Origin of the sequence: Methylopila musalis, from assembly GCF_042679725.1 — a bacterium.
GTDB classification, from domain to species: domain Bacteria; phylum Pseudomonadota; class Alphaproteobacteria; order Rhizobiales; family Methylopilaceae; genus Methylopila; species Methylopila musalis.
The window spans coordinates 35,570-56,628 of record NZ_JBHTMX010000003.1; the positions used below are offsets into that span (position 1 = coordinate 35,570).

At 65.9% G+C, this 21,059-nt stretch carries 17 protein-coding genes and 1 tRNA gene; 7 read left to right on the forward strand and 11 right to left on the reverse strand.

From position 1 onward, the window contains the following. The first annotated feature begins 105 nt into the window (after positions 1 to 105). Positions 106 to 1,302, forward strand: a complete 1,197-nt coding sequence (locus tag ACFQ4O_RS01200; RefSeq protein WP_378773778.1) for an MFS transporter — start codon at positions 106 to 108, stop codon at positions 1,300 to 1,302. Between the two features lie 534 nt (positions 1,303 to 1,836). Here ACFQ4O_RS01200 and ACFQ4O_RS01205 read toward each other — a convergent pair. Together ACFQ4O_RS01205 and ACFQ4O_RS01210 are read right to left on the reverse strand one after the other, a co-directional pair. Beyond that, positions 1,837 to 2,229 carry a DUF3597 domain-containing protein gene (locus ACFQ4O_RS01205; protein ID WP_378773779.1) on the reverse strand — a complete coding sequence of 131 codons (393 nt, stop codon included), beginning with the start codon at positions 2,227 to 2,229 and terminating at the stop codon, positions 1,837 to 1,839. Between the two features lie 107 nt (positions 2,230 to 2,336). After that, positions 2,337 to 3,257 (reverse strand): YiiG family protein, encoded by a 921-nt coding sequence (locus ACFQ4O_RS01210; RefSeq protein WP_378773781.1) that lies wholly within the window; start codon positions 3,255 to 3,257, stop codon positions 2,337 to 2,339. 241 nt (positions 3,258 to 3,498) lie between these two features. Here ACFQ4O_RS01210 and ACFQ4O_RS01215 point away from each other — a divergent pair. Next, positions 3,499 to 3,588, forward strand: a tRNA-Ser gene (locus ACFQ4O_RS01215). A 314-nt stretch (positions 3,589 to 3,902) separates the two neighbouring features. Beyond that, a complete protein-coding gene (locus tag ACFQ4O_RS01220; RefSeq protein WP_378773782.1) occupies positions 3,903 to 4,898 on the forward strand; it encodes a helix-turn-helix transcriptional regulator in 996 nt (331 codons plus the stop codon). A gap of 285 nt (positions 4,899 to 5,183) precedes the next feature. Here the strand turns inward: ACFQ4O_RS01220 and ACFQ4O_RS01225 are convergent, their stop codons facing one another. The 6 genes from ACFQ4O_RS01225 to ACFQ4O_RS01250 all read right to left on the reverse strand — a co-directional run bounded on the left by ACFQ4O_RS01225 (position 5,184) and on the right by ACFQ4O_RS01250 (position 12,363). Continuing rightward, entirely contained in the window at positions 5,184 to 5,672 is a 489-nt protein-coding gene (locus tag ACFQ4O_RS01225) for a hypothetical protein (RefSeq protein WP_378773783.1), read from the reverse strand. A gap of 72 nt (positions 5,673 to 5,744) precedes the next feature. After that, positions 5,745 to 8,036 (reverse strand): N,N-dimethylformamidase beta subunit family domain-containing protein, encoded by a 2,292-nt coding sequence (locus ACFQ4O_RS01230; protein ID WP_378773785.1) that lies wholly within the window; start codon positions 8,034 to 8,036, stop codon positions 5,745 to 5,747. 15 nt (positions 8,037 to 8,051) lie between these two features. Then, positions 8,052 to 8,387 (reverse strand): hypothetical protein, encoded by a 336-nt coding sequence (locus tag ACFQ4O_RS01235; protein WP_378773786.1) that lies wholly within the window; start codon positions 8,385 to 8,387, stop codon positions 8,052 to 8,054. 186 nt (positions 8,388 to 8,573) lie between these two features. Further along, positions 8,574 to 9,560, reverse strand: a complete 987-nt coding sequence (locus tag ACFQ4O_RS01240) for an ABC transporter permease (protein ID WP_378773787.1) — start codon at positions 9,558 to 9,560, stop codon at positions 8,574 to 8,576. Further along, positions 9,557 to 11,095 (reverse strand): sugar ABC transporter ATP-binding protein, encoded by a 1,539-nt coding sequence (locus ACFQ4O_RS01245; RefSeq protein WP_378773789.1) that lies wholly within the window; start codon positions 11,093 to 11,095, stop codon positions 9,557 to 9,559. The genes ACFQ4O_RS01240 and ACFQ4O_RS01245 overlap by 4 nt, the downstream gene beginning before the upstream one ends. A gap of 8 nt (positions 11,096 to 11,103) precedes the next feature. After that, on the reverse strand, positions 11,104 to 12,363 hold the full coding sequence (locus ACFQ4O_RS01250; RefSeq protein ID WP_378773790.1) for a sugar ABC transporter substrate-binding protein: 1,260 nt from the start codon (positions 12,361 to 12,363) through the stop codon (positions 11,104 to 11,106). Positions 12,364 to 12,390: 27 nt separating this feature from the next. Between ACFQ4O_RS01250 and ACFQ4O_RS01255 the strand changes: the two genes are divergently transcribed. Together ACFQ4O_RS01255 and ACFQ4O_RS01260 are read left to right on the forward strand one after the other, a co-directional pair. Then, positions 12,391 to 13,062, forward strand: coding sequence for a transposase (locus tag ACFQ4O_RS01255; RefSeq protein WP_378773791.1), 672 nt, complete (start codon positions 12,391 to 12,393; stop codon positions 13,060 to 13,062). A gap of 36 nt (positions 13,063 to 13,098) precedes the next feature. Beyond that, the gene (locus ACFQ4O_RS01260) at positions 13,099 to 13,551 is read left to right on the forward strand and encodes a DUF7919 family protein (RefSeq protein WP_449288995.1); all 453 of its coding nucleotides are present in this window, start codon (positions 13,099 to 13,101) and stop codon (positions 13,549 to 13,551) included. Between the two features lie 500 nt (positions 13,552 to 14,051). Here ACFQ4O_RS01260 and ACFQ4O_RS01265 read toward each other — a convergent pair whose 3' ends face one another. The 3 genes from ACFQ4O_RS01265 to ACFQ4O_RS01275 form a co-directional block, all read right to left on the reverse strand. Continuing rightward, the gene (locus ACFQ4O_RS01265; protein ID WP_378773794.1) at positions 14,052 to 14,393 is read right to left on the reverse strand and encodes a DUF4279 domain-containing protein; all 342 of its coding nucleotides are present in this window, start codon (positions 14,391 to 14,393) and stop codon (positions 14,052 to 14,054) included. Between the two features lie 599 nt (positions 14,394 to 14,992). After that, the gene (locus ACFQ4O_RS01270) at positions 14,993 to 15,376 is read right to left on the reverse strand and encodes a cupin domain-containing protein (RefSeq protein ID WP_378773795.1); all 384 of its coding nucleotides are present in this window, start codon (positions 15,374 to 15,376) and stop codon (positions 14,993 to 14,995) included. Positions 15,377 to 15,438: 62 nt separating this feature from the next. After that, on the reverse strand, positions 15,439 to 18,828 hold the full coding sequence (locus tag ACFQ4O_RS01275) for a molybdopterin-dependent oxidoreductase (RefSeq protein ID WP_378773796.1): 3,390 nt from the start codon (positions 18,826 to 18,828) through the stop codon (positions 15,439 to 15,441). 589 nt (positions 18,829 to 19,417) lie between these two features. Here ACFQ4O_RS01275 and ACFQ4O_RS01280 point away from each other — a divergent pair. Both ACFQ4O_RS01280 and ACFQ4O_RS01285 read left to right on the forward strand, forming a co-directional pair. Then, entirely contained in the window at positions 19,418 to 19,912 is a 495-nt protein-coding gene (locus ACFQ4O_RS01280) for an RNA polymerase sigma factor (protein ID WP_378773798.1), read from the forward strand. 66 nt (positions 19,913 to 19,978) lie between these two features. Next, a complete protein-coding gene (locus ACFQ4O_RS01285; protein ID WP_378773799.1) occupies positions 19,979 to 20,905 on the forward strand; it encodes a FecR family protein in 927 nt (308 codons plus the stop codon). The last annotated feature ends 154 nt before the right edge of the window (positions 20,906 to 21,059 follow it).

Here is a 21,059-nt window from a genome sequence, read left to right on the forward strand (position 1 = left end):
CCGCCGATCTCCGTCCGCGCGATCTGGTTCTAAAATAGAACTGGATATGGCGCCCCGCAACCGGTCCCGTCGTGAGACCGGATCGAACGACGGCGGGGAACAGGCATGGGACAGGACGACGGAAACGCCACGGCGGCGGACGCCGGCCGGGCGCGGGTCGCGACGCCGATCCTTGCGGCGGCGGCGGGGCTCAGCGTCGCGAACGTCTATTACGCCCAGCCCCTGCTCGACTCCATGGCGCGCGAGCTTGGCGTTCCGGCCGCCTCCGCCGGTCTGGTCGTGACGCTGACGCAGGCGGGTTACGGGCTGGGGCTGATCGTCCTCACGCCGCTCGGCGACCTGATGGACCGCCGCCGGCTCGTCCTCGCGCAGGGCGCGCTTTTGGCGGCCGCGCTGCTCGCCGTGGCCACGGCCCAAACCGCGGCCGCGCTGTTCGCCGGCATGGCGGCCATGGGCATGCTTGCGGTGGTGGTTCAGGTGCTGGTCGCCTACGCCGCGACGCTCGCCACGCCCGCCGAACGGGGCGAGGCGGTCGGCCTCGTCACCAGCGGCGTGGTGATCGGCATTCTCGCCGCCCGCGCCGTCGCGGGGGCGCTCGCGGATGTGGGCGGGTGGCGCTCGGTCTATCTGGCCTCGTCCGTCGCTACACTGGTCATGGTCGCGCTGCTGGCGCGCTTCCTGCCGCGCGGGCAGGCTCCGGCCAGCACGGACCGCTACCTCGCCGCCCTCCGGTCGATTCCCGTCCTGTTCCTGCGCGACCGCGTCCTTCTGGTCCGCGGTCTGCTCGCGTCACTGATCTTCGCCGCGTTCAGCGCCTTCTGGACGGCGCTGGCGCTGCCGCTCAGCGCGCCGCCGTTCTCCTATTCGCACACGCAGATCGGGCTTTTCGGCCTCGTGGGGCTGGCGGGCGCGCTCGCGGCGCGAGGCGCAGGCCGGCTCGCGGATCGCGGCCACGGCGAACGGACCACCGGCCTGTCGCTCGCGCTTCTGCTGGCGTCGTGGGGGATCATCGCGCTGCTGCCGCGCTCGGTCGCGGCGGCGCTGATCGGCGTCATCCTGCTCGATCTCGCGGTGCAGGCGGTCCATGTGGCGAACCAGAACGTCATCTTCGAGCGGCGCCCGGAGGCGCGCAGCCGCCTCGTCGGCGGCTACATGACGTTCTACGCCGCCGGTAGCGCCAGCGGCGCCGTCACGGCGACCGCGATCTACGCCCGGGCGGGCTGGCCGGGCGTCTCGGCGCTCGGCGCCGCGTTCAGCGCCGGGGCGCTCCTGCTGTGGGCCGCGACCCGCCGCGCCCCGTGAGAGGCGGCGAGCGGGTTTTTACGTTGCGCGCGCCCGTCTCTTCGCGACGAGCGACGAAGGCCTATCGCCCGCCGGACGCCGGGGGCGGTGCCGTCGGTCCCGGCGCGCTTGGCTGGGCCGGATCGGGCGTGGCCGGCTCCGGAGCAGGAGCAGGAGACGGCGCAGGAGATGGAGATGGCGCAGGCGTGGGCGACGCCGGAGGCGCGGGCTGCGGGGCCGGTTCGCCGCGCGGCGGTTGTTCCGGCGCGGGCGCCGGTTTCGGCTGCTCCGGCCCGTTCAACACGTCCTGCGTCTGCGTCTTGATCCTGTCCGCCTGATCCTGGCTGATCAGCCCGTAGCTGACCGCGAGCCCTGCGACCACGGCGATGATGACGCCGAACAGCGTCTTCTTTAGCTTTTCCGACATCGACGCATCCCTCCCGGAGGCGAAAAGCCGGCGTAAGGCTGCGCGCCCTGCGCCGGGCGTTCGAGGCGTTGACGTAGGGCGCGCGCGGCCCGGCGCTAAATCCGGGCGCGCGCCGCCGTCACATCGTGTCAGGTGAGATCCGCCGGCACCTTGCCGCCGTTCGCCTTCAGCTTGGCGATGACCTGCTTGTGCAGCCACACGTTCAGCGCGGCGCTGTCGTGGGCGTCGCCCGAGTAGCCGAGCTCCTTCGCCAGCTCCTGGCGGTTGGAGAGGCTGCTGTCGATGCCGAGAGCCTTCAGCAGGTCCACGATGGAGGTGCGCCAGTTCAGGGTCTGGCCGCTCTTGGCCGCCGCCGCGTCCAGCACGGCGGCCACGTCGACCTCGCCCTGCGCCGGGGTCGACGGCGCAGCGGCGTCAGCGCCGGGCGCGGGCGCCGCAGGCGTGGTCGGCGCGGGCTGGGCCTCGTCGGCCTTGGCCTCCGAGCCGAAGATCGCATTCTTGATGGTGTCGAAAATGCCCATGGCGTTGCTTTGCCTCCCAAGTTGACGAAATCATCAGATAGCGGCCGGATCGGTTTCGACCATGCCTGTCCGCCCATTCCATGGGCGCGCTCGCCGCCGTCCGCCGTTCATTTCGCGAATGTGGTCGCGCTCTGGGAGGTCGAGACCATCATGTTGTAGTCGTTGACGAGCCAGGTCAGGTCCCGCGCGGCGCCCTTGCGCGCGTCGCCCTTGGCCTTCTGCAGCTTGTCCCGGAACTCGCGCAGCTTGCCCAGGAACGAGCGCGGCCGGGACTCGAACACGAAGAACGCGTTCGGGTTCTCGGCCGAATAGGCGTCCATGTCCTTGACGGCGCCGGCATAGGTCAGCACCGCGGCCTCGAACGCCGGCATATCGACCACGGGCGCCTCCTGTGTCGGGAGCAGCGCCACCGTGCGCCGGGCGTGAAGCATGACGTTCGCCACATGCCAGCGCGCGTTCTTGCCCATCTGGCTTTCGATCACCGCCAGCTCGGCGACGTCGGCCTTCTCCTTCTCGGCGGCGAGCAGAACGTCGACCTTCGCCCGCTCCGCCTTGAACGCGGCCGCCGCGGGGGCGAGCTTGGCGTGCAGCGCCTTGCCGCCGGCCATCTTGTCGTCCTTGTAGTCCTGGCGCGTGTAATAGCCGTCGGCCTCGGTCACGATCGGCGCCAGCGCCTGATAGGCCGCGATGTAGCCCGGCATCGCCGCGTCGAGTTCCGGCATGGCCGGCTCGTCCTTCGCCGCCTGCGCCGCGTTCTCGATCTCCTTGCGCACGTCGTAGAGCGAATAGAGCCCGTAGATGATGCGCTCCCGACCGGTGGGGCCGGTCTTGGCGTTCGCCCAGCTCTCGTAGCGGGCGATCGACTCGCTCGCGCGCATCGTGCGGTTCGAGAGCGCCACATAGGCGTTCAGTTTCGCGATCACGGCCTGTGTGCTCGCCACGTCGACCGGCGGCGCCGGCGGCGTTTCAGCCCGCGCCGGCGCCGCGAACAGGGCGGCGGCGAACACCAGGGCGTGGGATAATCTCATGATGGTCTCCTCGACAGGGCGCGAAACCGCGCGGGGCGCGCAATCTGTCACGACCGCTCCCGAAGCTCCACACCGGGCGCCCCCACCGCCCTGCACCGGCCCCGTCGTCACGCCCGGCCGCGCCCCGCGGGTGTCACACGCCGCAGACCCCCGCGCGACGTTGGCGCAGAGCGCGTTGCAACGCCTTGTGCGCGATGCGCCTTTTGTGTATTGAGGCCGCCATCGACGGCTCGCGAACTGCGGAGAGGTGCCAGAGTGGTCGATTGGGACGGTCTCGAAAACCGTTGTGCGGGCAACCGTACCGTGGGTTCGAATCCCACCCTCTCCGCCACGACCTAAGTTATTGCGATAGCTGCGCTTTTCGCGCCCCGCAGCACAAGTTCCCTCGACGTTTCAGACCGTTGCGGCCGCCTCGGCTGAGCCTCGTTAATCAGAGATTAATTGCTGAAGGTTTCGGCGAGTCCCCGCGCCGAAGCCTCATATGGCCTTTCGGTGGCACGGCGGTCTCCCGCATATCGCGCTCGACCGGTCGCCATCGCGGGACGCCCGAGGCGTAGGACAAGCACAGCTCCGAAACAGATCGACCTTACACAGTTCCAGGCACGATTTATGCATGCACTACTCGTCTGACGCGGAGTGACGAGCATGGAAACACCTATCGACATTGCGGGCATCGCCACCGCATGCCGCGCTTGCGATCCTCACGCGGGCCGCGAAATGCTTGATCTCATGATGTCGCGGCTCCCCTTCGCGGGCACGTGCCTCACGAGCTTCAATCCGGTCGAAAAACGCCATGAGATCGTCGCATCGAGCGGATATGATGACCATGTCGCAGCGTATCTCAGAAGCGGCTTTGTCGACGCCGATCCGATATGGAATTACTACCAGACAAAAGGGCGTCAGCAGCGATCTCTGAAATGGTCAGAGATGCCGTTTGATTATTATAATACGTTTTCCGTTCAAGGTATTTTTCATCCCGCCGGATACAGGGAGGGAATAACTCTTTGCCTATACAGTCGTGACGGACGCTACACAGGCGACCTGCACATCAGCACCGACGATCCGCGGTTTCCCTCGTCCGACATGATGAGCGACGTCGTCGAACGCCTTCGCACGATTCTGGGGAACTTCACCGACATCCTGCGGGACACGGCGCACCCTTATGCGGGACGGGTCAAGAATGGCAGCGGCTGCATCATCGCAGGCGACGGAGACATCGTGGATCTGCCGGGCATCGCCCGAATGGAGGGCACGCTCAGGGATGCGCTGAAGACGCACCTCTCCGCACTTACGTCCGGGGAGATCCCGAATGTCTTCATGTTCCGCCACGCTCGCGTGTGGTGGCGCGTCTTTACCGGGATCGTTGGCGACAACGCCCGGATCCTGATAGCGGAGGACTGTCCTCTGCCGTACGAACTGACGTCACGGGAACTGCAAATTATCGAACATCTGATATCCGGAGCCACGAACAATGAAATTGCGGCTCTGAATTTCGTAGCGCGATCTACCGTGTCGAAACATCTGGAGAATATTTTCGACAAACTGGGTTGCAACAGCCGGACAAGCGCCGTTTCGATTGCCCTCAACAACAACCTCAGACATCTTCCCGCGCCGCGTCGGACAGATCGGTCCGCCGTTTAGACGGACGTTTCGGTTCGAACGTCGCGTTCGAGTGTTTCAAGAGGACAAGGGAGGTCCAGTCGCGGCGCCCATCGGCGCTCAAGCCAGGCTGGCTGTGGCGCGAAACGCGCGAACGGAGCCGGGTTCACTCCGGAGCGTTCGGCCCGACAGCGCGGTGGCGCGTCTCACGGCCTTCCGAGAGCGGCGCGCGGAAGACGTCGTTTCCGTGTCGGCGTAGAAGGCCCGCGCACGCTGTACGAGGCGACCGGCGCGATTGCAGCCGGCCGCCCCGAGCGACGTTTAAGACTACCGGAGCGCGGACAGAGGCTGGGGCCGGTCCGGAAGCGCGAGACGCTCGCCGTTAGGCGTCTGCGACACGATTTTTTCGGCCTCGGCGTCCGCGGAAAGACGTCCGCCGCCATAGCCCGCAGCGGAGACGATCGCGAAGCACCGGTCGATGATCGCGATCTGCCGGTCCGAGAACCCCGTCATGTCGGCGAGCCTGATCGGATTGAGCGAAGCGGTGCGATAGGCGAGGTAATCCGCAGCTCCGCCGCCCAGCGCGCCCAGGGATTGCATCCGCCCGATCACCCAGGCGAAATGGCCGGGCGCCGGGCCATCCTCACGCTTGATATAATCGAACGCCGTCAACCGGGAGCCGAGCTCCACCGAGGCGGAGACGTCGAGGTACCAGAGCATGCGGCGGAGATCGACGAGGCCGTCACCGACAGCGAAACGCTGCTTGGTCAGAAGATAATGGATGACGGCGATCGTTCTGTCGAAAGGATGCGGCATGACGGGACTCGCTGAAGAGGGACCATTGGAGCCCGGCCTTCGTTCGGAAGCCGGGCTCTCGGCGACGTGTCGTCAGGCGAAGACCGTCTCGTCGGTCGCCGTCGCCTCCTTGAGCTTCGGGGGCGAGAACGGCTCCGGGTCGACGAAGCGCCGCACGACGTTCGCCGTCAGCCGCGAGACGTTGTTGCGGTACCCGTCATGGGACAGGGAGCCCGCCCATGCGATGGACCCGACCGACCAGACCGCGCCGCCGTTGGGCGTCTCGTAGAAGGTGATGTCAGACCGCACCCAGTCGCATTCCGTTCCCGTGCAGCCGGGAAGATTGAACAGAAGATCTTCGCAGACGAGCATGTAGGCGTCGGTGTGCCGTTCGGACGAACAGACGACGAGAGCATGCGGCGGCGTGCCGAGGTTGCGGTCGGCGCGATCCAGTTCGAGCCCCGCGGCTCCGCCGCCGTTCAGGCCGAAATCCCCGATGATTTCCTCGGGACCGATCCCCTCGAACATCCAGGTGACGCGGATGTCGTCCCGGTCCGGCGTCTGGCGATAGTAGGACGAGATGTCCATGCCTTCCGCCGAGAAGCCGACACCCGACAGAACCTGGGGCGCGCGACGGCCCTGGCGCCGCCACATGCCGGAATACTCGCCCGTGGTCGAGAGGTAGTACTCGCCCGTCGGAGGCTCCGACGCCCGGCTTCCTCCCTCCGCCCGGCGGATCTCGATCATCCCCGGCTTGTCGCGCGCGTAACTGATGCGCCAGTAGAAGCCGTTTCCGCCCAGATACATGAAGCGGCCGCCGTTCTGCTGGAACTGGTGGTAGGCGTCCCACATCTCCTTCGAGGTGTATTCGGGATGGCTGCCCGTCAGAACGCAGGCGTAAGGCTTGAGCGCGGTCGCGCCCTGCGCATGCAGATCCTCATCGGTGATGATGTCGAACTCGAAGCCCATCTCCGTCAGCCAGTCGACGATGTAGACGTCGGCGCCGAACTGCCAGGTCGAGGAGCCGAAGCCGCCGTTGGTGGCGAGGTGCAGCGGACGCATGTTCAGGATCGGCCGGAAGCGCGACGAATAGTAGACCGGGCTGTTGTCGGAATGCCGATCGTAGCAGGACAGCCCGTATTCGCGGTGCTCGTTGAGAAAGATGTGGGGCTTGTCGAGCACCGTCGCCCGGAACCACATTAGCTCGCCGCCCCAGGGATTGGTGGCGAAATGCTCGTTGGCGTAGGCGAGGTAGCTTGCGGTCGGCAGGACGAGGCAGATCGTCTTCTCGCGCCCCTTGCGCGGCCGGACCACGAACGGAACGTATTCCCGATCCTCGCCCGAGGTGATGAGCGCGGCGTAGAGGCCGCTCGGCAGATCGTCGGGGGCGTCGAACTCGAAATCCACCAGCCATTCGGCGTCGTAGATGTCGTCGTCATGAAAATGGATGGCGCCCCACATCTCGGGCTGGTCCGTCCAGCAGTGACGTTCCTCGTCCCAGTTGTGGCCGGTGACCGCCCGCGTGGGCACGTTCACCACCTTCCCATGGAGCTGATGGGCGGTGACGTCGGTGATCCGGTCGGTGGAGATGTCGCGCGAGAAGTCCCACGCGCCGACGAGGCGACGGGTCAGATGGCCAGGCGCCCCCGCCTCGCCCACCATCATCATTTCATCCAGCGTCAGCGCGCCGGAGGACAGACGGGGGGCGTCGATCTTGCCGTTGAAGAAGCCGCCCATCTTGCGCCGGCCGGTGTCCATGCCGCCATACCAGGACGCGAACGCGAGGGGCGCTTCCGTCTCCGCCGGGACCAACGTGGCCTGCCGGCGGAGGATCGCTCCGTCCTCCACCGTGGCGTAATCGCGTTGCGGGATCTGGACCAGAGCGACGGCGCCGGACGCGGCGTCGTAGCTCGCGGCGACGAAGTACCATTCCCATCCCAGCATGGGGACGTCGGTCTTGAGGATTTCGCGGCCCTCGCCGTTGGCGAGCATCAGGCCGAGCGCCCCCGTCTCGTCGACGACCAACGCGAAGCCTCTGGACGATCCGATGTCCAGCTTGGAGACGATGGCCTGCACGCCCTTCTGCGGCGTGGTCGGCATGACCCAGGCCTGCAGGGTGAAACTGGACAGCCCCTCCAGCGCGGGACCGTGCGGCACCACGCCGTAGGACCCCGCAAGGATGTGCTGCCTGCGCCCTGAATAAGCGCCGTTCGCCGGCGAGGAGATCGGGACGAGCTTGCTCCCCGGCCCCTGCGGATGACCATCTTCGCAGAGGATACGCACCATCTGCACCTGATAGTCATGATGTTCGCAGTTGACCATGACCTTGACGGTCTCACCCGGCAAAATACTGATCTGGTCCGAATAGGCGGTGATGTTCAACATGGGTCTGTTCCTGTCTCAGAAGCTCAGAGATTCGCCGGCCACCTGCTTCCACATCAGGCGGAAAATCTCTCTCTCGCCGTCGAGATGCGAGGTGAACACCTTGTCCTCGAAGATCTCGATCGGCTTGGCGCGTCCGTTCATCCGCCCGAGGCGCCACTCCTCGAAGGGCTTGGTCTGGACAAGGACCCATCGCCCTTCGAGCGGCGATCCGCGGAAACGATGCAGGATCCGTTGCAGGTCGAGCGAGTGGTGGCCGATTGGATCGGCCATGAACTCCTTCGCGCAGGCGAGAGCCCGTTCCTTGCTGAGATGGGCGAAGGGAGAGGTGCTGGGCGACGTGTGCCAGGACATCGGCGGTCTCCATGAAATCGTGCTGAACAGGTCTCGCCCTCCCGCCGCGGACACGGCGGACGCGTCGACCGAAGAGAGGTGTTGGGCGGCAAGGCGGGGCCGGGCCGGGCAAAAGGTCGTCCGGTCAGAGCCTGAGCGATCTCCGGCCTGCGGAGGGACGACGTCTGCGGCCGCGCCGCGCGCGCCTCAGCCGCGCTTGCGGAGATGCATCTGCAACATCTCGAGCCCCGCGGCGGCGACGAGCACCGATCCCGAAATGATGTTGGTGAACTCGGTCCCGACATTCATGAGCGCGAGCCCGTTGCGCAGCACGATCAGGAACCAGATCCCCAGGAGCACGCGCCACATGCTGCCGCGCCCGCCGGTGAAGGGAATGCCGCCCAGCAAGGCCGCGGTCAGCACCGTGATCTCCATCCCGACGCCGAGCGTGCCCGAGGGCGCGCTGTCCAGCCGCGCCACGATCAGGAGGGCGCCGAGCGCGACGGCGAGGCCCGTCATCGTATAGAGCAGCAGGATCGTCCGCTTGACCCGGACGCCGACCAGAAAGGCGGCCCGAGCGTTGATCCCGATCGCGAGGATGTGCTTGCCGAACGGCGTCTGCGCCATGACCACGATCCCGGCGGCGGCCACCGCGAGCGCGATCCATCCGATGTAGGCGAGACCGACGATGCGCCCGCTGCCGAGCTCCACGACGAAATCCGGAAAGCCGTAAACCGCGTTCGGGGCGAGGGCCAACGCGACGCCGCGCGCGGCGGCGAGGCCGCCCAATGTCACGACGATCGGCGAGAGGCCGCAAACGCCGATAAGGACGCCGTTCATCAGGCCCCATGCGAGCCCGAGAGCCAGGGCGCTGACGATTCCCGCGACGACGCCGACGTGCAGGAACATGAGGCCTGCGACCACGCCGGTCAGTCCCATGACCGAGCCGACCGAAAGATCGACATAGCCCGCCATCAGCAGCATCGCGAAGGCGACCGTAATGATGATCACGGCGGCGTTCTGGGAGATCAGCGCCGTGAAGTTATCGACGGAAAGAAACGCCTTCGTGTTGAGCGCGAAGAACAGCATCAGAGCAATGGTCGCCATCGGCATCGCAAAGCCGATCAGGCTGATGGCGATGCGCCGTGGGCTTATCTTCTGCTGGAGAGGCAAGTGGCTGGATAACATCGTCATGGTGCGCTCCTTAAGGCGAGCTGCCGGTGATCGACTTCGATTGTCTGAGCCAGCGAAAGAAGCTGCGCCTCTTCGATGGTCGGCTCCACGACGTGTTCGAGCTGTCCGTTGATGAGGATGGCGATGCGGTCCGCCAAGGCGAGCGCCTCCTCGGGATCGCTGGTCGCGAAGATGACGGCGCGGCCGGGTCGCTCCTCCGTGAACGCGCGCAGCAGTTCGTAGATTTTCGCCCGAGAGCCGATGTCGACGCCCTGCGTCGGCTCGTCGAGCAGCAACAGGCGAACATCGCTCAGCCCCGCCAGCCAGCGCCCCAGCATCAGCTTCTGGGCGTTGCCGCCCGAGAACGCTCCGCCGGCGGTCTCCGGCGACGGAGGATTGAGGTGCAACTTACGAGCCGTCTCCGCAAACACACGATGTTCTTTGCGGACATTTCGCCAAAGGCGCGAGACCTGCGGATAGTGCGGCATCATCAGGTTTTCGATCGCGGTCAGGCTGGGAAACAGCGACTGGCTGATGCGATCGGAGGCCACCAGCGCGACGCCGGCCGCCATCGCCTGCGCGACCGAGCCGTGATCGAGGTCGGCTTCGCCCAGCCGGAGCTTGCCCTCCCAGCCGCTGCGCGCTCCGGCGATGGTTTCCAGAAGGTCGGTGCGCCCGCTGCCGAGCATTCCGTAGACGCCGATGATCTCGCCTTCGCGGACGTCGAGGTCCAGCGGGCCGCAGAACGCCGTTCGGAAGCCTTCGAAAGACGCCAGCCGGGCGGAGCTTGCGGAGCGCTCCCCGGACCGATGCACGGAAAGCGCGCCCGGTGAAATCGCCTCGACGATGTCGGCGATCACGACGTCGTTGCGCTCCCTCGTCCAGAGCACTTGGCCCTCGCGCAGGATCGTCACGCGGTCGGCGACGTCCATGACCTCGCCGAGAAGATGAGTGACGTAGACCACGGCGACGCCGAGGTCGTGCGCGAGGCGCCGCACGAGAGCCAGCAACGCCTCGACCTCGTGCTTGCCGAGAGCCGCCGTCGGCTCGTCGAGGATCAACAGGCGAGGCTCGCGCCTGACCGAACGGGCGATCTCCACGCCCTGCTGTTCGCCGACGCTCAGGTCCTCGACCAGAGCGTCGGGGGAGATATTGAGGTTGATGCGCTGCAGAACGTCCGACGTGGCCGCCCTCTGCTTGCGCCTGTCCAGCAGAGAGCTTTGCGTCCGGATCTCGTCTCCGAGAAAGACGTTGTCGCTTACGGACAGCGTCGGCGCGAGCTGGAAGTGCTGATAGATGATCGAGATTCCGGCATCCAGGGCTTCGCGTGGCGCGAAGCCCTGGAACGCCTGACCGTCAACCACGATCGACCCCGAGGTGGGCCGGACCGCCCCGCTGAGGCAGCCCAGAAGGGTGGATTTCCCGGCGCCGTTGGCTCCGAGGAGCGCATGGACCTCGCCGGCCCGGAACTCCAGATCGACCCCCCTCAGAACCTCGACAGGGCCGTAGGACTTACGCAGCCTGACAAGTTCGATGGATGCGGTTGACGCGGGCATCGCTCACCTCACTTGTAGACCGCGATGAGCTTCTCGAGAGCGCTCATGTCGGCGGTCGTCGCGATTTCGTTCGGTGAGACAATGTCCGTCGGGCCGGCGCCATTGACCGCGTTGATCGACGCGTCGACGATCGAATAGCCAAGAAGATCGAGCCGGATCGCGGCCGTCGACTTGTAGTAGGTCCCCTTCTTGATCTCGACGAGAGCTTGCTCGGAGCCGTCCATGCCGCCGATGTACACGTCTTCGGGGGCGATGCCGGCGTTCCGGAACGCCCGCGCCGCGCCGACGCCGGGATCGTCTGTGCTGCCTGCGATGAAGATGCGGAGGTTGGGGTTCTCGCGCAGCGCCGTCTCGGCCATCGCGAGGCCGCACTCCTGATCGGCGCAGTCCTGCGCCAGAACGATGGGAACTCCGAGATCCTTCAGCGCAGCCTTGGGGAACTCCCACTGGCCCTTCAGGGAGGGCTCGATCGAGAGCTCCGTCACCGCCGACGAAACGCCTCCCTGGGCGATGTGCGTCTTCGCCCAGTCCTTGAGATGAGCGGCGACAAGCTCACCCGCCTTGTCGGTGTTCCAGCCGACGGACCCATCCTGACCCTTCATCGGCTTGGTGTAGGTCAGCCACTTTATGCCTTTGGCCTGAGCTTCCTTCTGAAGCCCGACGAAGGCGGACGGATCGACCGCGCGGATGACGATCGCGTCCACGCCCTGAAGGATCCAGTTCTCGACGGCGGCGCGCTGGGTCTGCAGATTGAGATTCGTCGTCGCGTCGATCAGGAGATCGACGCAGCCCAGGTCGGTGGCGCGCTTCTTGGCGTATTTCGCGACGGCCTGCACCGCCTTGGCTTCGCTCACAGGATGGCTGTAGCCGATCTTGTAGTTCTTCTTGCACATCTCGGCCGGGGTCTGCGCTTCGGCCTGATTGACATGCGAAACAAGTCCGCATGACGCAGCCAAAACAAACATGGCGGCCGACTTGGTGATCCCAAAATTCTTAATCATATGCCCCGCCTCGCCCATAATCTGTTGCCCATAGAATCGCGTTCGCGGGAAACGTTGCTGCATTCTTTCGAGCGGAATGCTTTGAGCGACGAAATCGCGAATGAACGATGCTAACATCGGGTTCGACGCGCCAAGAATTCGCCAGATGCCGGATTTTCCGCCGCCGGGAGGCCAACCTGACGATTGAGTCAGGCCGCGCAGGCTGGGGCGAACGCCTCGAGCGTCGCGATCCTCCCCGGCGGATGGCCGTGGATTTTCCGGCAACAATCATCATCCGCAGGATCGCGCCGGCGCTTGTGTCGGCTGACTTCGCCCGACGCATCGGTTTTCTGCTCGGCCGCAGGAGGCAAAGGCGAGCGCAGCCAGACGTTCGGCCGCTCTCGCGGCGGTCGCACGACCAAGATTCACGCGCGCATGGACCGGCTGGGCCGCCCGATCGGCTTCTTGCGGACCGGCAACCAGGCGGCGGACGGCGCAGCAGTTGCACCGCTGCCGGCCTATCTTCCGGCCGCCCACATGCTTCACGGCGACAAAGGCTACGACAGCGACGCGATCCAGCGACAGGTCAAGGCGGCCGGCGTCGCCCCGAACATCCCGCCAAAACGCAATCGTCGCTGGGAACCGCGCGTCTCGCCCGCTCTCTATCGCGCCCGCAACGCCATCGGACGGATGTTCCGCCGCCTTAAGGACTTAAGGCGCGTCGCCACCCGACATGACGCGCCTCTCGGCGAGCTTCCTCGCCGCCGTCCACATCGCCGCCAGCGTCAGCGACTGGTTGGGAGGCCCGGATACAACCTGCGACTGGTGGAATATCAAATCAGAATTCCAATCTTTTTTGCCGAAAACGAAATTTCTAGCTTATTTTCGGAAAGTGCCCGAGTGTACTTCGAGTACATACTAATAATATATGATTGTCGATTGAAAATCACACCGTTAACATGCCGCACCCAAATATGGCCTGCATGATTTAAGCGCCCTACACGGGACGCAGAGGTATCTGAAATGTATATTAAGGACTTGAACGATTTTTCGCCTCTCGATGGATTTATATTCGAGAGCGCATTTTCTGTCGGGTGGCTCGATAAACATCATTTTTACAACAAGGGGCGCGCCCCAAATTTGTTTTTGGATAAGTTGAGATCATTGATGCTAGCGGAGAACGGCAATAGCTACTATGCGAACCCCATGCGCGGCACACATCAATGTCCGTTTTGTGGATTAGATTATTTCTCGGACAAACTCGAATACAGAAAAATGAGCATAGGATCGGCCGAGCTATGGATACCAACTCAATCTGGCACATATTTTGTGGCGCCGACCATGATAATTCACTACATCCAAGAGCACGATTACTCTCCGCCAACAGAATTTTGGGAAGCGGTGATGGCCGTGGATCCGAATAGAAATTTTAATGCGCAAGAAATATCCGATCGATTGACGATCGCGACTGATTAAGAACCAAATTAGCAATCGGTCTCGAGAATAAAATCTATCATTTGGTGTACTATTTGAGATAGGGTTGGGCGCACCAACTGCCCGCATGATGATTTCAGCATACGCTTTTCTCCGCGCGCGTCGTGCGGCGGAGGAGAGCGGGTGGCGGGTGGATCAGGCGCTTAGCCGTCTCGGGCTGATCTCCGGCGACGATCCCGTCGTCGCGTTGCGCTCGGCGCAAGGCGCCCGGGATCGACGTCGCGGCGCTGGCGGAGAACATGGGGGTCGCGGCTGCCCGCGTTGTCGGGATTCGCTCTGATCTTCAGCCGCTCCGCCGCGCGTCCGCAGGAAACGGCGACATTCTCCGACGCGCCCCCGAGCGTGTCCACATTGCGTTCCCCATTGCGATTGGCGCCGGAGACACGACCGCATATCGCTTCAATCTGCGAAACTACAATACGACCCGATTATAACCTCGGCACCCGCAAGATGTATCTTGGTACACAGAGTTACAGGAAGCTTTATGGAAAAGAGGAAATTTCTTCTTTATCGTGCAGGTCAGAAGCAACAAAAATATCAAGATAAACATCTTCAACGCCATTTATTTTTCTTATATTGTTAATATTTGACGGCAATTTATCGTCAATGAACAAAATTTTATTTTCTAAAGAAACATTCTTTGGAGCCTCCATGAGCCACAGTGCGGTTCTTGATTTAATATTCTTACCTGATTGTAAAGTCCTTACTTCTCCGAATAATCTAATTTCGCTTGGCGTCATGCCTGTATAGGACGTGACATCATGAGGATTCAGGCGCACACCTTTTACCAAGAAAGCAACGGAACTAACTTGGTGGTCGCCCAATTCAGCCTCCTTCAATTCATAACACTTTAATATCAGATTTTATTATGCTTACATCCCAAGTTTTATATCATAATTCTCGCCGCCGAGTGACCGTTACTTTTACCATTTTATTTTTTGGACGCATTGAAGGCCTTTCGAGACGGAGCGCCATTCCTTCGCCCCCTACTTCTTAGCTCCCTTACCCGCCTACAAAAACCTGTGGGTCGGTTAAACCCCAGATGTTCAGGTCGACTGAGATCGTATGTAAACGCTAATATGCCCAACTCCACGATATCGCCGAATGGAAAAGGTCCATCGGCGGCGGCGTATCCTCCCCCAAACCAAAGCGCCCGGGCAATTTCCCGCGCCCGATGGGCCGGGAGCCGCTGGCATGGCCACGCCCGCGCGGCCGAACTTATCCGGCAAGAGCCAACGGCGATCGCTCACCTCGGCTTTACCTGGCGAACGCATGTCGTCGTGCTCTCGCGGTTGAGCACGCTGCTGATCATTGGAACGCGAGCCGCGGCGGGATTGGCCGATGTCTGTGTCGGCCGATCCCGCCGCCCATGTCGCCTCATACCGCAGGCGTCAGAGACCTTCAGCGATATGCGCGCGCCGGTTCACAGTTCGGCGGCGAAGCGCTTCAGCACCGGTTCGGGCATCGTCCATGTGCCGCGGAAGCCCTTGCGGATCGCCAGCGCCTCGCCGGGACCGAACTCCTGCACCGCGCCGCTGTCGGCGTCGGTCACGATGATGCGGCCCTCGATCAGCACCGCCATCTCGTTGAACGGGTAATCGGTCAGCTTCATCGTGCCGGGCGTGCAGGTCCACACGCCGGCGAGGAAGTTGCCTTTCTCGCTCGTCATGAAGACGTCCAGAACCTGCTCGCAGGTTCCCTCGACGATCTCGCCCAGGGTGGCCGGGCCGCGGATTTCGGCGCCGCTGTTGCTGCCCGCGGGATCAAGCTTCACTAGGACCTGGGTCGCTGACGTGGCGTCGCTCATGGTGTCGTTCCTTAAACATGCGCCGGCGAACCGCCGGATCGAGGTAGGAGGTGAAAGGGGGTTCAGGCGTCGAGGACGAGGTCGGAGGCGGGCACGGCCTGGCACGCGATGCAGGCGTCCGCGTCGGCGTGGTCTCCGCCGTGGAGATGGGTGACCTGGCCTTCGATCATGCGGACCGTGCAGTTCTCGCACTGGCCGACGCGGCATCCGCTGGGCAGGGCGACGCCGAGCGTTTCGGCGAAGTCGAGCAGCGGGCCGCAGCCCGGCTCCCAGCGCTCCGATCGCGCGCTTCGGGCGAAGACCACGTTGAAGGTCTCACCGGGACGGCCGCGATAGACGACCGGCGATCGGAACGTCTCCTGGAAGATGTCGAAGGGCGCCACGCCGCGCGCGCGCAGCGCCTCCGTCACCGACGCCATCATCGCCTCGGGGCCGCACAGGTAATGCAGGGCGCGCCGTTCGAGCCAGCCGTCGGGAACCATGGCCGCCGAAAGGCGGCCGTCCGCGTCGTAATGCTCGCCGCGCACGTCTTCGGCGCGGGGGCGGCTGTAGACGTCGATCACCGTCAGTCCCGGCAGCGCGCGCTTCAGCGCCGCGATGCGGTCGCGGAACACATGGGCCGCGCCGTCGCGGTTGTTGTAGATGAGCAGGAACTCCGACCGCGAGCCCGCCTTCGCCGCCGTCTCCAGCGCCGTGACGAAAGGCGTGACGCCGATGCCGCCGGCGTGGAGCACGACCGGCCGCGCCGCCGCGGTCGGGATCAGGAACGTCCCGCTGGGCGCCTGCGCCTCCACGATCTCGCCGGGCCTGAGCTCGGTCGCGATGTAGGCGGAGATGCTCGGCGCGTTTGGCGCGGCCTCGCGCCGGGCCTGCCGCACGCAGATGACGTACTCCCGCGGCGCCGGGTCGCCGGCGTCGCCCACCAGCGAGTAGGAGCGCGTCACCGGCCCGTCCCGTTCGGTGTCGAAGCGCAGCGTCACGTGCTGGCCCGACTCGAACTCGGGCAGCGCGCCGCCGTCCTCGGCCGCGAAATGCACGCGCCGGACGCCCTCGGCCTCCGCCTCGACGCGGGAGACCACGAGGCGCCGGAAGCCGCCCCAGCGCTGCGGCTGCTCGCCGTAGCGGGTCTCGCGGCGGATGTCGCAGACCGAGGAGCGCATCGGGACCGACCCGCTCAAGGGGTCGGAGGCGGCGGCGTCGATCAGGCTGTTGTAGTTGCTGGTGCGCTCGCCGCGGTACGGCATGTCGGACTGGCCGAGCGCCGTGCAGGCCTGCCACCAGCCGTAGTCGCCGATCACCACCCGCGGGTCGAGCGCGTCGTTGATGCGCGCCCGGAACCGCGCCGCGCCGCGTTGGGTCGTCACCTCCACCCAGTCGCGCGCCGCGATGCCCTTCGCCCGCGCCACGACGCCCGCCATCTCCAGCGTCGGCTCCTTCGCCTTGCGGCGGAGGCTGGACAGCCCGCGCTGCTGGGTGTGGCAGTAGTAGCCGCTCTTGGCGGTCGACAGCACGAACGGGAATTCCTCCGAGGTCGGCGGCAGGTCGGCGTCCGCGAAGGCCGGCAGCGGGGCATAGCCGTGCTGCAGCATGCGCTCGGAGTAGAGCTCGACGAGGCCCGTCGGCGTCGCGAAACCGGTCTCGACATACGTTTTGGTCGGGTGCTCAAGCGGAACGCGCACGCCGTCCGGCGTCTGACGGAGGCCGGCGACGTCGAGGCCGAGCGGCGCCAGCATGGCGTCCCACCCGCGCTCCAGCGAGCCGCCGAAGAAGGCCTCGTCCATCCCCATGCGGGTGGCGAGCGCGAACACGATGTCGGCGTCGGAGCGGCTTTCGCCGCGGGACGAAACGAGGCGTGGGCGGAACTGCACCCACTCGGCCGCTTCCGGCGAGATGTCGAAGCCGATCCGGAGCGCCTCGCGCTCCCAGGGCGTGTTGATCGGCAGCACGATGTCGGCGTGCTCGGCTGTCGGGTTCATGTAGAGGTCGGCGTGGACGTGGAACTCCAGCGACCTCAACGCCGCCGTCGCGGCCTCGGTGTCGGCCTGCGACAGCAGCAGGTTGGCCCCGAACGAGACATAGGCGCGCACGCGGTAGGGCTCGGCCGCGGTGATCGCGCGGTAGAGGTCGTGGGTCGAGATCCAGCCGCTCGCGGCGGGGCCCATGGGCCGCTCGGCGCGGCCGATCGCCTTGTCGAGCTGGCTTTGGGGAAGCTGGTCGAGACCGTTCACCGCCCGGTAGGGCAGCGCGCCGAAGGCCCGGTTGCCGCCCTCCGTCTCGAAGCATCCGGTGAGCGCGTAGAGACAGGAGACCGCCCGCATGCTCTGGGTCGCGGTGGCGTGCTGCTCGAGCCCCGTCCAGCTGTGCAGCGAGATCCGCCGCGCCGCGCCGATCAGCTCCGCGGCCTTGAGGATGGTGTCGGAATCGATCCAGGCGTGGGCCGAGGTCGCCTCGGGCGTGAAGCGCTCGCACGCCTGCGCGTAGAGATCGAACGCCGTTCGGCAGGCGATCGGCGCGCCGTCGGCCCCGGTCGGCGTGAACCGGCCGGACAGCGCCGCGGTCCTGGGAAGAGAGCGTGCGCCCGCGCCCGGCGCGAACAGGGACAGCGCGCCCGCAGCCGCGTCCCAGAACACGGCGGCCTCCGCCGGGGCGAGGCCGAGGTCGCTCCCGCGCAGCAGCGCGCCATCCCCCTCCCGGACCAGCAGCGGCCCGTTCGACCACGATGTCACGAAGTCCCTGTCGTAGTGGCCGGAGGCGATCAGCGCGTTCGCGATCCCCATGGCGAGCGCGGCGTCCGCGCCGGGCCGCACCCGGAGCCAGCAATCGGCCTCGCGGGCGAGCGCCGTCTCGCGGGGATCGACCACGATCAGCTTCGCGCCGCGCTTGCGCGCCTCGGCGATGGCGGAGGCCTGGGCCAGAAACGTGTTGGTGGGATTGTGGCCCCAGATCACGATCAGGTCGGAGTTGGCGTAGTCCGGCGTCGGCATGCCGCGGCCGAAGGTGAAGCCGTGAACGATCTCCTTGTGGAAGTTGCAGAGCTCGGACGCGTAGCAGATGTTGGGGCTGCCGAACTGCAGCACGAAGCGCTCCACCCAGGGAGCGCTGTCGGCCATCGGCGTGCCGGAAGGCGTGGTGATCCCGAAGGCGACCGCCTCGGCGCCGCTCTCGGCCCGGATCGCCAGCACCTTCGCCGCGATCGCGTCGAGCGCCTCGTCCCACGAGATGCGCTCCCAGCCCGGATCCGGATCGCCCTTGGGACGCGTGCGGCGCATGGGGTGGCGGAGGCGCTCGGCGCTGTCGATCAGCTCCGGCGCGGCGCGGCCCTTGGGGCACATGGAACGCCCCGTCGGGTGCTCCGGGTTCGCGCGGACGGCCGTGACCCGGTCGTCTTCGACCGAGTAGATCACGCCGCAGGACGAGGTGCAGAGCGTGCAATAGGCCGCTGTGTCGGTCACCGGCAGGCCCCGCGGACGTTCTGCGGGAGACGACGCGCTTGATCACCCATGAAGGCTGCCCCCGTCGACGCGGCGCTCAATCCACCGCGCCTTAATTTCTCTCTGGGGACATAATTTTCGTAAAGAGAAAATTATTTGCAGCCTGACTATTCTGCGTGCACGCCAATTGAAACCGGCTGCGCGCGGCGAGGATCACCTCTGCGCGACCGTGTCTTCAGGCCGACCGTGCGCGCGCTCGTGACGCTCGTGCCGTAGAGACCGCACCGCCGTCGAAAGCCGACCCGCGCCGCGAAGCGTTGACGTCGCAAGGCAGGCTGGCGGTCGCGGGCGACCAGCGCGGCCGTAAGGCGCCGGCGGCGAAGGGCGGTGAAGGGCGACGATGGCGCGGGGCTTCGTCTGTCTCGCAATCGTCGACAGGTTCAGTTGAACCGAGCCAGCTCTACTTGAGCTGCGACGATGCCCCGCGCAGTTTGGAATTCATATAAAACATTGATCTTGAAGGGTTTTCATCATTTGGGTATGTAGTCCTCGATCTGAGGGCGGCATTATGAGTGTTTCGTTTCGGGGCGGGACGGACGCGCCCGCCGACATGGATGCGCTCTTTCGCGCCTACAGCGACGATCTCAGGCGCTACGCCTATCGACGCCTTCGCGACCGGGAAGCCGCGGCCGATCTGACGCAGGAGGCGTTTCTCCGCTATGTGGCGAGCCGGCGGGACGAGCGCTCCGACACGCCTGCGTCCCAGTTCTTCTTGTGGCGGATCGCGGGCAATCTGATCGTCGATCTCGTGCGCCGGGAGCGCCGCCAGGGGCGCGCCTTGCCGCTTGAGCAGGCGACGATGCTGGCGGACGCCGCGCCGCTCGCCGATCGCAGCCTCATCGCCCGGCAGGATTTCGCGCGGCTCAAGGCCGCGCTCGACAGCCTGCCGCCGAAGACGCGGACGGCGCTTCTGCTGAACCGCGTGGCGGGCCTCTCCCATGCGGAGATCGCGGCGCGACTGTCCGTGTCGCCGAGCATGGTCAGCAAGCACATCATGAAGGCGCTCAAGGTCTGCCTCCAAAGTCTCGACCCGGCGGCCGGCTGATCCCTGTCGGCTTTCACTCCCCGGACGTCTTGAAAGACAGGAAGACCGCGGGAGCGCGCGCAGGCGATGACGGACGACGCCAAAAAGACGCTGGACGCCCTGACGGAGGCGGCGCTGGAGCGCATCGTCCACCTGCATTCCGGCTCCGCCGTCGCGCAGGACTGGGAGGCCTATGAGGACTGGAAGGCCTCGAGCGCGGAGCGGCGGGCGGCGGCGGAACGGGCCGAACTGCTGTGGGCGCGTCTTGGCCCGGCCCTGAAGCCGCGGCGCGGCGGCGGAACCGTGGCGATCGTCGCGGCGCTGGCGATCGGCCTCGGCGGCGCGTTCGCGGCGGGAGCCTTCGGTCCGCCCGGAGCTTTTTTCGCGGACGAACGCACGTCCGCCGGCGAACGGCGAACCATCTCCCTTGCGGACGGCTCCACCGTGGAGGCGGACGCCTCGACGAGCTTCGACGTGGACCTGACGCCCGGCGAGCGCAGGCTGACGCTCTATGCGGGCCGGCTCCATGTGACGGTCTCGCCGGACGCCGCCCGCCCCTTCATCGTCACGGCGGGGGATCTGGAGGCGCGGGCGCTCGGCACCGCCTTCGAGGTCGAACAGGCCTATGACGCGACCAGCGTGCTGGTCACCGAGAGGCGCGTTCGGGCGAGCGACATCCGCACCGGCGCTCAGACCGAGCTCGGCGAGGGCGAGGAGGCGGAGATCCGGGACGGCGGCCTCCTGGCGCCGCGCGCCGTCGACGTGCGCGCAGCGACCGCCTGGCGCAGGGGACTTCTGGTCTTCGACGACCAGCGGCTCGATCAGGTCGCCCATGAGGTCAGCCGGTACGTGGGCGGACGGATCGTCGTGCTCGGCGACGCGGGCCGGTTGAGGCTGACCGGCGCCTTTCCCACCGACGACGCCCCCGCGCTGCTGGACGCCATCGCCGCGGCGCTCCCGGTCCGCGTCACCCGGCTGCCCTTCGTGACCATCGTGCGAACGGCGGCGCGGTGAGGGTCGCGTAATTTTCTCGGGACGCCGGTGTCGACGTTCCGTCCGCCGGCGTCTTCGTCGGTAAGGCGGCCACGCGCGGCCTCGACGGCGAACGGGGATCGAAATGGCGGGACAGACGGGAACATGGCGACGGCGGGCGGCCGCCTTCGCGCTG

Excerpts from the sequence above, each read along its gene's own strand:
- ACFQ4O_RS01200 (WP_378773778.1), top strand. The coding sequence starts at position 106 with ATGGGACAGGACGACGGAAACGCCACGGCGGCGGACGCCGGCCGGGCG.
- ACFQ4O_RS01205 (WP_378773779.1), bottom strand. The coding sequence starts at position 2,229 with ATGGGCATTTTCGACACCATCAAGAATGCGATCTTCGGCTCGGAGGCC.
- ACFQ4O_RS01210 (WP_378773781.1), bottom strand. The coding sequence starts at position 3,257 with ATGAGATTATCCCACGCCCTGGTGTTCGCCGCCGCCCTGTTCGCGGCG.
- ACFQ4O_RS01220 (WP_378773782.1), top strand. The coding sequence starts at position 3,903 with ATGGAAACACCTATCGACATTGCGGGCATCGCCACCGCATGCCGCGCT.
- ACFQ4O_RS01225 (WP_378773783.1), bottom strand. The coding sequence starts at position 5,672 with ATGCCGCATCCTTTCGACAGAACGATCGCCGTCATCCATTATCTTCTG.
- ACFQ4O_RS01230 (WP_378773785.1), bottom strand. The coding sequence starts at position 8,036 with ATGTTGAACATCACCGCCTATTCGGACCAGATCAGTATTTTGCCGGGT.
- ACFQ4O_RS01235 (WP_378773786.1), bottom strand. The coding sequence starts at position 8,387 with ATGTCCTGGCACACGTCGCCCAGCACCTCTCCCTTCGCCCATCTCAGC.
- ACFQ4O_RS01240 (WP_378773787.1), bottom strand. The coding sequence starts at position 9,560 with ATGACGATGTTATCCAGCCACTTGCCTCTCCAGCAGAAGATAAGCCCA.
- ACFQ4O_RS01245 (WP_378773789.1), bottom strand. The coding sequence starts at position 11,095 with ATGCCCGCGTCAACCGCATCCATCGAACTTGTCAGGCTGCGTAAGTCC.
- ACFQ4O_RS01260 (WP_449288995.1), top strand. The coding sequence starts at position 13,099 with ATGTATATTAAGGACTTGAACGATTTTTCGCCTCTCGATGGATTTATA.
- ACFQ4O_RS01270 (WP_378773795.1), bottom strand. The coding sequence starts at position 15,376 with ATGAGCGACGCCACGTCAGCGACCCAGGTCCTAGTGAAGCTTGATCCC.
- ACFQ4O_RS01280 (WP_378773798.1), top strand. The coding sequence starts at position 19,418 with ATGGATGCGCTCTTTCGCGCCTACAGCGACGATCTCAGGCGCTACGCC.
- ACFQ4O_RS01285 (WP_378773799.1), top strand. The coding sequence starts at position 19,979 with ATGACGGACGACGCCAAAAAGACGCTGGACGCCCTGACGGAGGCGGCG.